This is a genomic window from Cedecea sp. Ae19-4, assembly GCF_059801165.1.
Genome location: NZ_JBCHWG010000002.1, coordinates 156771 through 171994 on the forward strand (window position 1 = coordinate 156771; position 15224 = coordinate 171994).

At 56.9% G+C, this 15224-nt stretch carries 10 protein-coding genes; 3 read left to right on the forward strand and 7 right to left on the reverse strand.

Translation table 11 applies throughout. The annotated features are described in order from the left end of the window. Window positions 1–28: 28 nt before the first annotated feature. The 6 genes from bcsC to bcsR all read right to left on the reverse strand — a co-directional run bounded on the left by bcsC (window position 29) and on the right by bcsR (window position 10691). Complete coding sequence (bcsC, locus tag AAIE02_RS13580) at window positions 29–3526, reverse strand: cellulose synthase complex outer membrane protein BcsC (protein ID WP_498532757.1); 3498 nt, start codon at window positions 3524–3526, stop codon at window positions 29–31. Then, window positions 3508–4614 carry a cellulose synthase complex periplasmic endoglucanase BcsZ gene (bcsZ, locus tag AAIE02_RS13585; protein ID WP_008460608.1) on the reverse strand — a complete coding sequence of 369 codons (1107 nt, stop codon included), beginning with the start codon at window positions 4612–4614 and terminating at the stop codon, window positions 3508–3510. The genes bcsC and bcsZ overlap by 19 nt, the downstream gene beginning before the upstream one ends. A gap of 5 nt (window positions 4615–4619) precedes the next feature. Continuing rightward, window positions 4620–7013, reverse strand: coding sequence for a cellulose biosynthesis cyclic di-GMP-binding regulatory protein BcsB (bcsB, locus tag AAIE02_RS13590; protein WP_166994848.1), 2394 nt, complete (start codon window positions 7011–7013; stop codon window positions 4620–4622). A 139-nt stretch (window positions 7014–7152) separates the two neighbouring features. Further along, window positions 7153–9762, reverse strand: a complete 2610-nt coding sequence (gene bcsA / locus AAIE02_RS13595) for a UDP-forming cellulose synthase catalytic subunit (RefSeq protein ID WP_498532758.1) — start codon at window positions 9760–9762, stop codon at window positions 7153–7155. Beyond that, a complete protein-coding gene (bcsQ, locus tag AAIE02_RS13600; protein ID WP_166878813.1) occupies window positions 9759–10493 on the reverse strand; it encodes a cellulose biosynthesis protein BcsQ in 735 nt (244 codons plus the stop codon). The genes bcsA and bcsQ overlap by 4 nt, the downstream gene beginning before the upstream one ends. A 12-nt stretch (window positions 10494–10505) precedes the next feature. Continuing rightward, complete coding sequence (bcsR, locus tag AAIE02_RS13605; RefSeq protein WP_038483072.1) at window positions 10506–10691, reverse strand: cellulose biosynthesis protein BcsR; 186 nt, start codon at window positions 10689–10691, stop codon at window positions 10506–10508. Window positions 10692–10864: 173 nt separating this feature from the next. On the opposite strand from bcsR, the gene bcsE reads away from it, so the two are divergent. Genes bcsE through bcsG form a run of 3 tightly spaced genes read left to right on the forward strand, consistent with a single transcriptional unit; the run spans window position 10865 to window position 14293 of the window. Next, window positions 10865–12427 (forward strand): cellulose biosynthesis protein BcsE, encoded by a 1563-nt coding sequence (gene bcsE, locus AAIE02_RS13610; RefSeq protein ID WP_336983216.1) that lies wholly within the window; start codon window positions 10865–10867, stop codon window positions 12425–12427. Continuing rightward, window positions 12424–12618 carry a cellulose biosynthesis protein BcsF gene (bcsF, locus tag AAIE02_RS13615; RefSeq protein ID WP_008460596.1) on the forward strand — a complete coding sequence of 65 codons (195 nt, stop codon included), beginning with the start codon at window positions 12424–12426 and terminating at the stop codon, window positions 12616–12618. The genes bcsE and bcsF overlap by 4 nt, the downstream gene beginning before the upstream one ends. Then, window positions 12611–14293: a cellulose biosynthesis protein BcsG gene (gene bcsG / locus AAIE02_RS13620; protein WP_498532759.1), complete on the forward strand. Its 1683-nt coding sequence runs from the start codon at window positions 12611–12613 to the stop codon at window positions 14291–14293. Before bcsF ends, bcsG begins: the two co-directional genes overlap by 8 nt. A gap of 171 nt (window positions 14294–14464) precedes the next feature. On the opposite strand, the gene AAIE02_RS13625 is transcribed toward bcsG, so the two are convergent. Further along, window positions 14465–15127, reverse strand: coding sequence for an OmpA family lipoprotein (locus AAIE02_RS13625; RefSeq protein WP_498532760.1), 663 nt, complete (start codon window positions 15125–15127; stop codon window positions 14465–14467). Window positions 15128–15224 lie beyond the last annotated feature (97 nt).

Sequence of the window (15224 nt, forward strand, 5' to 3'; positions counted from 1 at the left end):
CTAACCCGCCGCTCTGCGTCACCGCTAATCAGAAGTCCGCGTAAGGCACCAGCGGCTGCGGCGGCATATCCATATCGCCCTGCCAGCCCGCCATGGAGTAGCGTACGAAAATCAACGCGTGGCTTGGGGTGTAGTCCTTGGCCTGCTGAATATCAATCCCGGCACCGATTGACCAGTGCGAGTTGATCCGCCGTTCAACCAGCGCTCTGGCCGTATAACCGAAACCATTGCTGCTGCTGCCCGAGAAGGTGTCATTGCGGTCCGGGTAGCCCTCTGGATCGTCCGGGTAGGGGTTCGTGTTATTTGGCACGAGGTTACGCAGCGGATAGCGCTGGCCCGCATTGCTGTGGGAGTAAGACCAGGAGCCGGAAGCGCCCAGTTCCCAGGACCAGTTTTCGGTACGTTTACGCCAGATGACCGGCACGGCGAACGACACGTATTTTTGCGGGCTGTAATAGCCGCCCTGGCCGAGGAAGTAGTCGCTGAGGTCTTTTTCGTAGCGCCAGACCATATTGGTCAGGCCCACGGTTAGCCGCTGATTATTCTCGTTAATCAGCTTGTAGTAGTAGCCCGTCATCCAGCGCACGCGCCAGTTATCGGCCACGTTTTTACCGGTCAGCGTGTCCGCGCTCAGGCTGGACCAGACGCCGTTAGCTTCGCCCTTGTCGTAGCTCAGGCTGATACCGCCGCCGTTAGCGCGAACGCCACCCCACACTTTATTGGTATTCGGATCCCGCTGCCCGCCGAAGGAGAGCAGCGAGCTGGAGATAGGCCGACGATGCGCATTGACGGTATAGCCAATTGGCCCGAGGTCGTTGCTGTAGCTCACGCCACCCACGACATCCACGACGTCAAAGCCCATCGGCGTGGTGCCAATGTCCGTTTGCCAGATATTGTTTTTCCAGCCAACGGCCACGCTTGCGCCGTTGCCACTCTGATTTGTGTTGCCGAAACAGTTGTGCTCCGCACAGGTGCCCCAGCGCTCGTTGTAACCCCCGCCGTTATCTTTGAACGAGCCAGCATTCATATTCACCATATCGGTACGGAACCACATCCGCCCGTCGCTGAGCGGAGCGTCCACCTGCAGCATCGTGGTATGTGCTTTCAGATCGGAATAACCTGGCGTGCCGCTTGAGCCCCAGTATTCGTGGTCAAGCGTCACGTTTACATCCTGCTGGCGGTAAAGATCGGCGGCATCGCTGCGCACGCCCCGCTTCAGCCAGTCGTCTTTCTCATCGTTGCGGGTCAGGCGAGTGAAGGTGTCGTTATCCTGCGGGCGCTGTTGGGCAACCCCCGAGGAGACCATAGCGTCTTTGTAAGTCTCCAGCGCCTGCTGCGGCTGGCCGCTGGCGGCCTGGAAACGCGCGGCATCACGCATCACCAGCGCGCTTTCCATCGACGGCGGCTGGCTTTTCGCCGCAACCAGAATTGGCGCGTAGGTTTGCGCGGCTTTTGCGTTGTCGCCCAGGGCAGCCCAGGCGTTCGCCACGCGGCGTTGCGTATTGATGGACGGTGTTTCACCTGCAGGTGCTTTCTGCAGCTTCGCTAGCAGATCGCGGGCCTGAGGTTTATCCCCCTCGGCAATCAGCACCTCGGTTAACCCTAACAGCGCATCTTCGTTGCCGGGTGAACGCTGCAGGACTTTCTGATACTGCGCTTTCGCCGTGGGGCGATCGCCACGTTCGGCGGCCCAGTCGGCGAGCGTTAAGTCGACGCGATCGGACGGCGTCTGCTGCTGAAGCAGCGCAATGGCGTCTTTTTCTTTGCCGCTGTCCCGCAGCCGGTTAGCCGTTTGCATCACTTCGTTAAACTGCAGCCGGTCTGCAAGCTCATGAATATTGTCGGTCCACTGCGCTTTGGGCAGCGTATTAAGGTGGCTTAGCGCCGCCGCATCGTGGTTATTACCTGAGAGATAAAGGCCGTAAGCGAAGACCTGCTCCGGGTCGCCGGGTTTACGCTGGGCCAGGCCGCGCATCAGGCTGTCTGCCTCGCTGTGTTTTCCGGCGGCATAGAGGTCGTTCGACAGGCGGTAGGTGATCCACACGCTGTCCGGGTCGAGTTTGAGCCGCTGGCGCTGGATCTCTGCCGCTTTTGCCCACTGGCCCTGGCTTTCCAGCGCAGTGGCCTGCTGCTCCAGCCGCTCGCCGGCCAGGCTACGTTCAATATCATCAATACTTTTGCGTTGGCTGGCCGAAAGGCTCTGAATATACGCCGTTGCACGCGCCGGCGACTGGCGGCGGTACACGTTCGCCAGGCCACGAATCGCGTTGCTGTTCCCGCGATCCATGCGTAGCGCCTGCTGATAATAACGCTCCGCGCTGGCATCATCTTTTTTGGCAACGGCCACATCGCCAAAGCCCAGCACCGCGTAGCTGTCAGTGTTATCCACCCTCTGCGCCTGCTGGTACTTCTGCAGCGCGGCGTCCGGGTTATTGGCTTTGAGCTGAGCATCACCTTGTTCAATCAACAGCCAGTAGCGGTTGGTTTTTAACAAGCTGTCCCACTTGCCCCGGTTGTCGCTTTGCGGGTCCATCTGAATGGCTTTCTCAAACTGCTGTACCGCGAGGGCGCGTTTTCCCTGCTGAGAATAAGCCTGCCCCAGGGCGCCAACCACTTCGCTATCGTTTTGCTTCGAGCTTAACGCCTCTTTCAGCTGCGGAATGGCCTGGTTCCCGCGACCACCGCCCACGTCTTCCAGCCCTTTTGCCCGGGCGAGGAAAGCCGGGTCAGACAACTGTTTTTGCTGCTGCGCCAGCCTGTCACGCGCGGTGGCCACCGTATCGCCTTCGGTAAAGACATTAAGAAAACGCTGCAGGGCCGCGACGCTTTGTGGCCCTGTCGGTAAGTTGCTGATTTGGCCATACCATAAAGCCGCCGCGTCTTCCCGGCTGCCGTTGGATTTCGCCATTTGCTCAAGCACCTGATAAGCCTCGGCGCTGCGGCCGTTGGCAAACATCAGCCGCGCCAGATTGCCACGCAGTTCGCCGTTCCCCGGCGCAGCGGCATCCAGCGCTTTCAGTTTATCGATCGCCTGGTTGGTGGTTGCCGGGCGCTTCGCCATCAGCATCCAGTATTCAATCGCTAAATCCCCTTCGGGAGGATTGCCGTCAAACAGCTTTTCATAGGCGGCAATAGCCTGTTCGGTATGCCCGCTGGTCGCTAATAAACGGGCCTGCTGCAGCTGCTGGCGGCCATCCGCGCCGGTCAGCATCATCGTAACCTGCGACTGTTTATATTCGGCAGAACCGGGGGCCAGTTTTGCCAGACGCTCAAGCTGTGCTTTCGCCCCGGCGTTATCCCCCTGGCGCAGCAGGTAGCGCATGCGGGCCGCAATCACGTCCGGATCGTCCGGTGCCATCAGCTCCAGCCTGGACAGCGACTGACGCACAATATCTTCGCGTTTGCTGGCCTCACCCATCCTCACCTGCTCCAGCAACTGCTGCTGGGGCGTCAACGCGGCCTGAGCCATCGGCATCAGCGCCATGCCCAATGAGAGAGTGACGAAACTTAATGAGAACTTGCGCATACCTGACCCCAGCGAGGGATTAATTCACCCCGAGAATTGAAGCGAAAACGATTTTGATCCCATCCCTGACCAAAGAGCGTTAAAACATAGCTGTAATAGGCATCAGCCTGGGGGAAATTATCTTTCACCCGCTGACGCTGCACGTCCCGCGCTTCGCTATCCTGTAAAAAAGGCAGCATGGCGGCGGAGAATCCCACTGGGCCATTGCCCTGAACGCTGCCGGTTTGCACATCGACTTTTTCCGGCGGCAAACCTTGTTTGATGGTGATATCTGCCATGGGCTGGAAGGCCTTCAGCAGCGCGGCTTTGTGCGGTGCGTCGTCGGCCATCATGCCAATCCACATGTAGACGCGGATTGAGTCATAGCTGCCGCTGCGGGCGTCGTCGGTCTGGAACTGCCAGCCTTTGCCTTCACGCCAGTCGGCCCAGTTGGGTGAAAATCCTTTGGGTGCGGTTTCAAGCAGTAATCTTTGGTTTGCCACCTGCATGGCCGACCACGGGCCGCGGTAACGCACCATTCGCTGCAGTACCTGCGGCGGGAGGTAGCTTGGATTCAGCCGCCAGTCAGGAGAATGATTAAACCCCACTCTCCCCGGCAACAGTGAAAATCCCAGCCCCGGGATTTTAATCACTTCCTCTTTCGCCACGCGCTTCAGCAGCTTTTCACCGAGGCGACTATAGGCAGGCTCATGCCACAGACGCCCCGCTTCAAGCAGGCTCCAGACAATCCACATATCGGCATCGGAGGCGGAGTTGCTGTCTAAAACCGTCCACGCATCTTTGTCGTTTTTGCCCCACAGCCAGGCCGGAAGATGGTCTTTCAGCGCCCCCTGAGCGAGGTTGTTTTCCGTCCAGAGCAGCAGCTTGTCGAACATCGCCCGATCGTTGGCCACCAGGGCAAAGAAAAGCGCGTAGCTCTGCCCTTCAGAAGTGGTGATTTTGCGCTCATCGCTGGGATCGATCACCCGGCCCTGGTCGCTGACATAGCTGGCTTTAAACTGCTCCCAGGCAGGCCAGCTACAGGCGGCCTGCCCGGAAACGGTTGTCAGCATCAGCCCGACCATCAGCAGTGCGGCGCTGATTTTCATCGTAATTACTCGTCTTCTGGATCGATACGGCGGCGGCTAAGGATGCGCAGGATACGCCACAGCACCCAGGCCAACAGCACGACGCTTATCGCGGCGAAGATAGCCAGCAGCACCGGATGGTTCGACAGCGCGTACCAGATGCGCTCGAACCACGGCAGGTGGCCCACATAGTAAATATCGCCGACGCGCAGGCTATCCACACCGGATTCACGAATCACCGCTACCGAGCCGGAAATCGCCGCCCGTTTGCCGCTGTCGTTGAGCGCATTGTTCAGCAGCTCGTAACCTCGCGGGCTGTCAGCCAGTAAAGCAAGGACGCTGCGCTGGTCGTTATACGGCGACTGGAAGCCGACGATCGCGGCCATGGCGCCTTTGGAGGTGACCTCCGTTTGCGTATCCGCCGCGCGATCTTTGGGATCGGAAACGCCGTTCAGCAGCGGAGTCTGGCGAACCGGGGTTTTCACCCAGCTTTGCGTGGCTTCAACCAGCAGATCGATACGTTTGTCATCTTTCATCGTTGGCGGAATAGTGCCGATGATCATGATATCCGCATCTTTGCCCTGGATGGTGCTGCCATCATCCGTCAGGCCCACGTTTACGGCAGGGAAGCCGGTTTGTGAACCAATGGTGCCAAGCGCGTCCAGCAGCGCAGTCACCTGAGCTGGGTTAGGTTCTTTGCTGACCACCACGATAGTTTGCGAGAGATCGGCCATGCGGCTGAACGGGAAGCCCGCATTCGCAAAGGTGCGCAGATCCGGCATGGCAATAAAGTGGTGATAGTTAGAGAAGTCGATGGTTGACTCATCTTCCACCACGACGTGGTTTTGGACCGGCTGGAACGTAATACAGTTCTCTATCGAGCCGCCAGGCATCGGGTTCATATACGAGAAGTCAAAGCGCAGCTGGTTGGCGGCGCCCAGACGCAGCGCGGGAATCGACACATCCGTTTTGCCGTCCAGCAGGCCCTGCAGCACCGGCAGGCGCAGCAGCAGCTTATTGTTCTCTTCGCTCGGCGTCAGGTTGAACGACTGCAGGAACTGGTTGTTCAGGCTAATGTCCATGCGCGAGCTGTCTTTCATCGCCGGTGCGGTGTAGCGATACTTCAGGTTGAGATCGATGCCGTTACTGCGCAGCAGATAGAGATCGGGCGGCAGATTCATCGTCACGCTAATGGCGCTCGGCTCCTGGCCACTGGACTGCAGCTGCTCCTGGTAAGTTTTCATCTCCCCCAGCGTTACCGGCCGGTCAGTTCTCACCCAGTTTGGTGCATCGTAAGGTTCACGTGGCTGCAAGGGCTTCACGTCATCCACGGTGACGCTACTGCCGCGGAACAGGATATTCCCCTGGGCAATGCCTTTTGCCGCCTGCACGAGGTCTTTATCATCACGGCCCATCACCACCAGCAGTTTGACGTACGGGTTATCCGGGTGGGTCATCATCTCAACGGTTGGCGCCTGCACGGCAGGATGATCGCGCAGGAAGTCCGGGCGCTTATCGTTGGTCGCAAAAACGATCCCGTTGCTGGCCGGCAACTGATTGAAGAGCACCGGGAAGCTCTGCCCACGCCATGCGGTACGGGAACCAAACCACGAGGCGACAATCCCGGCGGCACGCTGCTGTTCAATATCCGGGCTGGCAGCAAAAACGACAGGCAACGTCAGCGGGCGATCGTCTCGCGAGTCGAAGAAAGGCACCGGGAAATGCGACAGATCGTTTTGAACCGGCAGGCGCTGGTAGGTCAGCGCCAGCGAGCTGCTGCGACCGACATCCATCCACAGCGTGGTGCTGGCCGGATTCTCGCAGATGTCGCGGTAGTGGCCGACAAACTCCAGCCTCACGCGGTTAAAGTCGGTGATATACAGCGGGTCAACCGGCACCTGTGCAAAGGTCTTTTTGCCCAGTTGCTCTTTGGTCACCGGCAGAACGCCCATCAGCTCGTCGTTAAGATAGACTTTAAGCTGCGACTGCACCGGCAGCAGCGAAGGTGAAGGGGTATATTCCAGGTTCAGCAGCGCTTTCGAGACGATTTCATCCCGACGCATCCCAAACTCTACCCCGCCATTCGGGTTCACGCCGGTCAACACCATGCTGCCCGGCGGCGGCGCAATTTGCGCAAAATTCAGCTTCACATCGCGGGAGGGCACATTTTCGGCGACGATGGGCGCATTTGCGCCAGGTACGCCCGGTAAGACTTGCCCAACCGTCGGGGCGCTGCCAGCGGGCGTCGCGGGAACGATCGCCTCGGTTGAACCCGGCGCAGGCGTAACCACTGCCTGATTTGCCGTCGCCACGGCAGGAACCGTCGGAGCCGGCGTCGAATCAGCCGAATTTGCCACTGTAACAGGCAGGGCGCTGATGCCTACCGCCGCTGCATAAAACCAGGATATTTTTCTTTTCATCGCGTTATCATCAAATTAATCAAGCTGTTGACAAACCTCAGGCGAAAGAAGAAACACCAGAGAACATCAATTCGTGATTTCAGTTGCCGGCTACAAAGAGGGAAAAACCACGCTTTTTCCCTTTTGGTGAGCAATTTCGTTAAGCCAGGGCAGACAAAGTCCGCCGTTTTGCTGGTTTGGCCGTCGGGCTGTGCGGAATAAACGACACAATCCAGTCCACCAGCGTGGTGATCGCGTGGAAAACAAACTTCAATGACGGTGGAGCGAACTCCGCAAGGTGCCGGTAACCCCGGAATCCAAGCTTGAGAATATCCACCAGACTTTCCAGCGGCTTATCCTCAGGGAAACTGTCCTGCCACAGCGCCCAGGTATCGGCGCGGGCAAAAGTACACTGAATAAAATCGATATGCTGTTTGGTGGTCATCTGCGCCAGCTGCAGGCCGACTTCATCGCCAAAGACACGCATCACCTGAGCCGGGAAGAAGAACTCCTGTGCCCCACGCTTTAACAGCAGGTTCACTTTCTGCCCTTCCAGCACCTGAGTCGGGCCATGAATCTTGATCCCTACCCCGCCGTCTGAGTAGTCATGCACGGTGCACGGGAAGAGGTGACCATCTTCACGCGCCAGCGCGGCCGGCATGGCGATTTCAACACGGTGCGCTCGCCGGACCTGCTTACTTTCCACGGAAACGGCCACCGCGCCGCCCAGTATTATCAAGTTGTAGAACACCCACAGCAGACTCACCACCACCGTTAGCGCTTCGTTTTCCGGGCCGTAGAAGAAGCGCCATGCCCCAAAGGCAACGCCCAGCAGGTTAATCAGGACTAAAATCAGGTACGGACGCGTGATGACCCAATCCACATATTCGTTTTCAACCAGCCCGCCCTTTGCGGTCACGTTGAACTTCCCTTTGTGCGGATTAAACAAGGCCACCAGCGTAGGCTGAGCGATGTACCAGGCCAGCACAGTTTCGTAAATTTCACTCCAGAAAGAGTGGCGATATTTACCCTGGATTTTGGAGTTGGTCAGGCTGGCGTGGATCATGTGCGGCAAAACAAACAGCGCAATCATGATGGCCGGGGCGTAAATGATATAGGCGTGTAACAACAGGAACGCCAGCGGTGCCGTCAGGAAGATAAGCCGCGGGATCCCCGACAGGAAATGGAACATGGCGTTGGCATAACAGAGCCGCTGGGCAAACTTCAGCCCCTTGCCGAAGAACGGGTTATCGAGACGGAATATCTGCGTCATCCCTCGCGCCCAGCGAATACGCTGCCCAATGTGCGCGGAAAGGCTTTCCGTTGCCAGCCCCGCAGCCTGCGGAATACGCAGGTAAGCCGAGGTATAGCCCCTGCGGTGCAAACGCAGCGATGTGTGGGCATCTTCGGTCACGGTTTCAACGGCAATACCGCCAATTTCATCCAACGGGCCACGGCGAATCACCGCACAAGAGCCGCAGAAGAACGTGGCATCCCACATATCGTTCCCGTCCTGCACCAGGCCGTAGAACAGCGTCCCTTCGTTAGGCGTTTTACGGAAACGCCCCAGGTTGCGCTCGAACGGATCGGGCGAGAAGAAATGGTGCGGAGTCTGCATCATCGCCAGCGATTGTTCTTTGAAGAACCAGCCCATGGTTAGCTGCAGGAAGGAGCGTGTGGGCACGTGGTCGCAGTCGAAGATAGCGACAAAATCGCCCTTCGCGTGCTTCAGCGCGTTGTTGATGTTCCCCGCCTTTGCGTGCTCGTGCGTCGGACGGGCGATATAATTGACCCCGACCATATCGGCAAACTGCTTAAACTCGTCTCGCCCACCGTCATCCAGAATCCAGATATTCAGCTTGTCCTTCGGCCAGTCAATGCCCAGTGAGGCATAAATTGTCCCCTTCACGACGTGCAACTCTTCGTTGTAGGTCGGCACAAAAATATCCACCACCGGCCAGGTGCTTATGTCTTTTGGCATCGGCACCGGCTGGCGGTTAAGCGGCCACACCACCTGGAAATACCCCATCACCAGCACCAGCCAGGCGTAGGTCTCGGCAAACAGCAGCCCCAGACCGAAGACGAGGCTGAGCGGATCGTTCCAGTTCAGGGTCGAAGTGTAGCGCCACCAGATGTAGCGACAGGATACGGTGAGCGACAGCACAATCAGCATCAAGGCAGAGAAACGCCCCGGTAAACGCCGAACGATCAGGGCCACGCCCCACAACAGCATCAGGAAAATAAACTGTGACAGCGGGTTAAACGGCTGGGTAATACAAAGCAGGGCAAGAATGGCCGAAAACACAACAATCACGCCCAGAATGATCCGCCGGGTTGTGTGGTTGATATGGCTTAATTCTTTCTTTTCATCGAGATGCTGCGTCCGGTTGCTAATGTTTTCCGGCAGTTTATCAAGCCAGCCGTGCCAGCTTTCACGCCAGGCCTGCATCCGGCCAAAAGAGCGTACCCGCGGGCGCCCGGCTTGCTTACTGGCGCGGAGCAACAGCCAGAGGCTTTGGATACCATAACGCACCACGTCCAGCGGGCGCGGCCTGTCTGGATTGATATGCGGGTAGAACTGGTCATGCCCGGCGCGTATGCGCTGCCAGCGGGGGGCTTCAAGCGGCAGAAAAACCCAGGCAAGAATCAAGACGATGCAGCCCAGCGTCGCACTGAACATCGGGGCACCGTTGCGGCGAAAAGTACGATAACGCTCACCCAGCCGCTGGCTGGCAGCGGGGAGTAACAGCCAGGAGGCCAGATGACTCATGCCTTCTTCCCTGCGAGGTTCAACAGGCACCAGTTGGCGAGCGTCATGATTTCCTCGGCAATCAATGAATCCGGACGGTATTCGCCCAGAGGCTGTTTTACCGCCGCACTTTCGGCCATCGCCTCATCCCGGTGAAGAATAATGGGGATCATCGTGCGCTGGCTTTGCAGCCAAATTTGGTAGATATCATCCTGCAGCTGACTGGCCACCTGCAGATAGTTCACCAGAATATGCGCCCCTTGAGGCAAAGCCTGCTGGTGCAAACGAATATGGCAGTTGGTGTCCGGTTTAACCACCGTCACCACGCTGTCAGTTTGCGCTAAAATCTGGCGGGTCAGGGCGTTAAAGCCGTGGGGCAAGTCCAGTAATATCCACTGGTATCGCTGACTCGCTTTCAGGTCGGCAAGAAAATGGCTGAAGTTGCCAAGGGCTTTTTCCACCGTGTCGAACGTTTCATGCTCAGCCGGGCTGAGCTGGCCAAACGGCAGCACGTCGAGATGGCTGGTATAGCGCCATGCACATTTGCGCCAGTCTTCGTTATCCAGCATGGCCCGCGCCCAGCCCTTTGGCTCTGCGAAATCAATATTATAAAACAGACGCAGCAGGTTATCTGGCGAGATATCCACCACCAGCACCGATTCCCCAAGTTGCTGCAACGACCAACCAAGCGCCGCGGTAATAGACGTCGTCCCTACGCCACCACGCAGCCCTTGCAACCCAATGACAGCCATCAGGCCTACTCCCTATTGTTGCGTTAATTCAGCCAGCAGCGGCCAACGTTTAATTGCCGCCGCCAGTTGTTCCTGCTGCGATATATCGGTGTAATCTATTTCGGGCAGTGAAAATGCTTTACTCAGCGCCAGAAAATCATTTTGGAAGGCATAAACAAGCTTGTTTTCCTGAGCATTGCCAGTCTCTTCATCTTGCATTTTAGTTGTCATCTCTTGGTCAGGTTTCGTCAGCAGTGATAACGGCAAATGCCAGGAAAACGAAAAATGTTTTACAATGCTAAAACTGATGCTGTTTATTTTCAATGGTAGGTTTCTTTCTCAGCTTACGCTAGTAAACTGACATACATACTAATTTATCTCCAGGGGACGCCATGGAACCCATATTTTCGCTTGGCTTCCGTTCGTTGTGGAACGAATTGAACCACATGCCCACAGGCGGCGTCTGGTGGCTGAACGTAGAAAGTCAGGATGATGCAATAAGTATTGTTAATCAAACAGTTGTTTCCCAACAATCGACGGCAAAGGTTGCCGTCATTTCGATGTCAGCAAAGTCTGGGCAAGCCATAAAGCTCGATCCGACTAAAGGGCCAGAAAAAGTACGCCTTTTTACCATGCCCTCATCCATCAATGGGCTCAACGCGTTGCGCCGCGATCTCATGTGCAGTATTAATCCTGAGCACTACTTTTTTATACTTTTAAGCTCAGATAACGTCTGGGAAAATATTTCCCCAGAGGATTTACGTCATTGGCTCGCCGTAATGGGAAAATGGACTAAACGCAATAAGTGCAGTCTGCTTTTTGTTAATGTTGGAAATAACAATGATAAACAATTCTCATTATTAGTCAGCGAGCATCGCAGTCTTTCCGGGCTTGCCAGCCTGCGGGCGCAAAGCGATATCCATCGCTATGACATCGCCTTTTGGTGTAATGAAAAAGGCGTTACTGCCGATCAGCAGCTCAACGTCCACTGGCAAAACGGGGCATGGCAGGTTGTAGAGGATGCCGAAAGCGCGCCTCAGCCGCGCAGCGATGAAAAAAGCGTCCTCAGCCACATTGCTGTTCTGGAAGGTGCTCCTGCCCTGTCGGAAAACTGGCAGCTCTTCGAAAACAATGAGCAACTGTTTGACGCCGCGCGAACTGCACAGGCCGCCACAATTATTTTCTCGCTCACCCAGAATAGCCAAATCAACAGTATCGCCCGCCAGATTCACGCCCTCCGCCGCCAGCGCGGCAGCGCGCTGAAACTGATCGTGCGAGAAAACCAGGCCAGCCTGCGAGCCACCGATGAACGACTTCTGCTGGGCTGCGGGGCAACGCTAATTATTCCGTGGAACGCCCCGCTTTCACGCTGCCTGACGATGATCGAAAGCGTGCAGGGTGTGAAATTCACTCGCCATGTCCCCGAAGACATTACCGTGCTCATCGACCAGATGCAGCCGCTAAAACTGCGCGGTTATCAGAAATGGGACGTTTTCTGCAACGGTATCGGGACGCTGATGAACAACGCCCTGCTGCCGGAGGATGGCAAAGGCGTGATGGTCGCACTGCGCCCGGTGCCGGGCCTGCGCGTTGAGCAGGCGCTGACGTTATGCCGTCCAAACCGCATGGGCGATATCGTGACCATCGGAGAAAACCGGCTGATGCTGTTCCTCTCCTTCTGCCGTATTAACGATCTCGATACCGCGTTGAACCATATTTTCCCGCTGCCGGTGAACGACCTTTTCACCAACCGCATGGTGTGGTTTGAAGACAGCCAAATCGCCGCCGAAATACTCCAAATGCAGGCCATGCGCCCGGAAAAATGGGTAAAACCGCTGGCCGCCACGCTCGACCTGAACAGCGTTCGCCATGCCAGCCACGAAGGGCATAGCTGGCGCAGGCAGCCCACGCCTGTGACGCTGCTGGATGACACCCCGAGGGAACAGACACAATGATGAACATCACAGACATCATTCAGCTCGTCGTGCTTTGCGCGATAGTTTTTTTTCCGCTGGGCTATACCGCTCATCGCTGGCTTCCCCGCTTTACCGCCGCGGTGCGGCTGATGTTTTTAAAACCACGCTACGTTAAACCGGCCGGGACGCTACGCCGACCTTCCGCCAGGGCAGACCATCAACATGACTAATCACTCTCAAACGGCAAAATCGCCGGCTCATTTTCTGCAGTACTGGCGTGGTCTGGGTGGCTGGAACTACTACTTCCTGTTGAAGTTCGGTTTGCTATGGACCGGTTACCTGAATTTTCACCCGCTGGCGAACCTGGTCTTTCTTGCCTTTTTGTTATTCCCGCTGCCGCCGCTGAAGCTGCACAAACTGCGTAACTGGATAGCCCTTCCCGTGGGGATCGGCCTTTTCTGGCACGATACCTGGCTGCCCGGCCTCGACAGCATGATGAGCCAGGGGAGCCAGGTCGTTGGCTTCAGTGCAGACTATCTTCTCGACCTGGTAACCCGCTTTATTAACTGGCAAATGATCGGCGCGGCGTTTGTGCTGCTGGTTGCCTGGCTTTTTGTCTCCCAGTGGCTGCGCGTCACGGTGTTTGTCGTGGCTATCCTGGTCTGGCTCAACGTGTTGACAGTGGCCGGCCCGGCTATCTCTTTACTGCCCTCCGCCTCACAAACAACGGCCTCCGTTAACACCAGCGGTACCGCCGGGTCAACGGCCGCCGCCAATACTGCAGCACCTTCTTCCGGTGATATTCCGGCACAAACGGCCCCGCCGACAAGCGACAATATTACCGCCTGGCTGAACAACTTCTACGCCAGCGAAGCCAAACGGCAGACCAAATTCCCGGACGCACTGCCCGCTGACGCACAGCCCTTTGAGCTGCTGATCATCAATATTTGTTCCCTCTCATGGTCCGACATCGAGGCGGTAGGCCTCAGCTCGCACCCGCTGTGGAAACACTTCGATATTCTGTTCAAGAACTTCAACTCGGCGACCTCCTACAGCGGCCCGGCGGCTATCCGCCTGCTCCGCGCGAGCTGCGGGCAGTCGTCTCACAAAGGGCTTTATGAACCCGCCGGCAATCAATGCTATCTGTTTGATGACCTGGCCCGTCTCGGCTTCAAGCAGCAACTGATGATGGACCACAACGGGGTATTCGGTAACTTCCTGAAAGAAGTGCGGGAAAACGGCGGGATTCAGGTCCCACTGATGGATCAAAGCGGGCTGCCGAGCAATCTGCTGGCATTTGATAATTCGCCAATCTACGACGACACCGCCGTACTGCAGCGCTGGCTGCAGGGTGAGCAAAATGACGGCGCGAACCCGCGCACGGCCACCTTCTACAACCTGGTGCCGCTGCACGACGGTAACCATTACCCAGGCAACAGCAAAACAGCCGACTATAAGGCGCGGGCGCAGAAGCTGTTCGATGAGCTGGATTCTTTCCTGACCGAGCTTGAGAAGTCGAACCGCAAAGTCATGGTGGTGATTGTGCCGGAGCACGGCGCGGCGTTGAAAAGCGATAAAATGCAGGTTTCCGGGCTGCGTGACATCCCGAGTCCTGACATCACCCACGTGCCGGCAGGCGTAAAATTCATCGGCATGAAAGCACCGCACAGCGGCGATGCCATTGAAATCAACCAGCCAAGCAGCTATCTGGCGATTTCAGAACTGGTTTCCCGCTCGGTGGACGGCAAAAACTTTGTTGCCGACCAGGTGGACTGGAGCGCGCTCACCAGCAATCTGCCACAAACTGCCCCGGTTTCGGAAAACTCAACGGCAGTGGTACTGAAGTATCAGGATAAGCCTTATGTCCGCCTGAGCGGGGGTGACTGGGTACCGTATCCGCAATAACGTTTGTGTTTAGACGACCAAAAACCGGTGCCTTATGCGCCGGTTTTTTTATGGCGAAAATCGAAAATACAGTGCAACAACTGCAATAAGTCTAACTCTTCAGCGAGAGGGGTTCCTGAAAGAAAAAGACGTCATATCGAGAGGCTGCTAAGCCCACTGCCGGACATTACGTTAGCCCAAAGGACTCAGGGTAATTTCTACGCGGCGATTCTGAGCTTTACCATCCGCGGTGCTGTTGCTGGCGATCGGGTTCGCAGGGCCTGCGCCGGTGGTGCGAATACGGCTGGCATCAACGCCCTGGGTAATCAACGCGCTTCCTACGCCGTCTGCACGCTGCTGTGACAGGCGCATATTCAGCTCGTTACTGCCGGTGCTGTCGGTGTAACCGACCACGTTAACCGCCGTTTTTGGGTACTCTTTCAACACCATCGCCACGCCGGTCAGGGTATTGGCACCCGCCGGTTTCAGGGTGGCGCTGCTGCTGTCGAAGGTGACATTGTTCGGCATATTCAGCACGATGTTGTCGCCGCTACGGGTCACGCTCACGCCGGTTCCACGCATTTTGTCGCGCAGCTTAGCTTCCTGCACATCCATGTAATAGCCTACCCCGCCACCGAGCGCTGCACCAGCCGCGGCACCAATCAGCGCGCCCTTGCCGCGATCTTTCTTCGATGACGAAAGTGCCCCCACGCCCGCCCCAACCAACGAGCCAATCCCGGCGCCTATGCCAGATTTTCCGGCCTGGCTTTCGCCGGTGTACGGATTGGTGGTGCAGCCGGAAACCGCTAAGGTGCCACACACGACGGCGGCGATAATCATGACGCGTTTTTTCATCTTATTTCCTTCTATCCTTATTCATCCTTTGCCGGATATGCGCCCGGCGATTGATTATGACGACAAATCGTGTAGAAAATTCCGGTAAGAATTCTGA

What these genes read in the sequence shown, in the direction of transcription:
- bcsB (WP_166994848.1), bottom strand. Translation starts at nt 7,013, where the DNA reads ATGAAAAGAAAAATATCCTGGTTTTATGCAGCGGCGGTAGGCATCAGC.
- AAIE02_RS13625 (WP_498532760.1), bottom strand. Translation starts at nt 15,127, where the DNA reads ATGAAAAAACGCGTCATGATTATCGCCGCCGTCGTGTGTGGCACCTTA.
- bcsQ (WP_166878813.1), bottom strand. Translation starts at nt 10,493, where the DNA reads ATGGCTGTCATTGGGTTGCAAGGGCTGCGTGGTGGCGTAGGGACGACG.
- bcsC (WP_498532757.1), bottom strand. Translation starts at nt 3,526, where the DNA reads ATGCGCAAGTTCTCATTAAGTTTCGTCACTCTCTCATTGGGCATGGCG.
- bcsA (WP_498532758.1), bottom strand. Translation starts at nt 9,762, where the DNA reads ATGAGTCATCTGGCCTCCTGGCTGTTACTCCCCGCTGCCAGCCAGCGG.
- bcsR (WP_038483072.1), bottom strand. Translation starts at nt 10,691, where the DNA reads ATGCAAGATGAAGAGACTGGCAATGCTCAGGAAAACAAGCTTGTTTAT.
- bcsE (WP_336983216.1), top strand. Translation starts at nt 10,865, where the DNA reads ATGGAACCCATATTTTCGCTTGGCTTCCGTTCGTTGTGGAACGAATTG.
- bcsF (WP_008460596.1), top strand. Translation starts at nt 12,424, where the DNA reads ATGATGAACATCACAGACATCATTCAGCTCGTCGTGCTTTGCGCGATA.
- bcsG (WP_498532759.1), top strand. Translation starts at nt 12,611, where the DNA reads ATGACTAATCACTCTCAAACGGCAAAATCGCCGGCTCATTTTCTGCAG.
- bcsZ (WP_008460608.1), bottom strand. Translation starts at nt 4,614, where the DNA reads ATGAAAATCAGCGCCGCACTGCTGATGGTCGGGCTGATGCTGACAACC.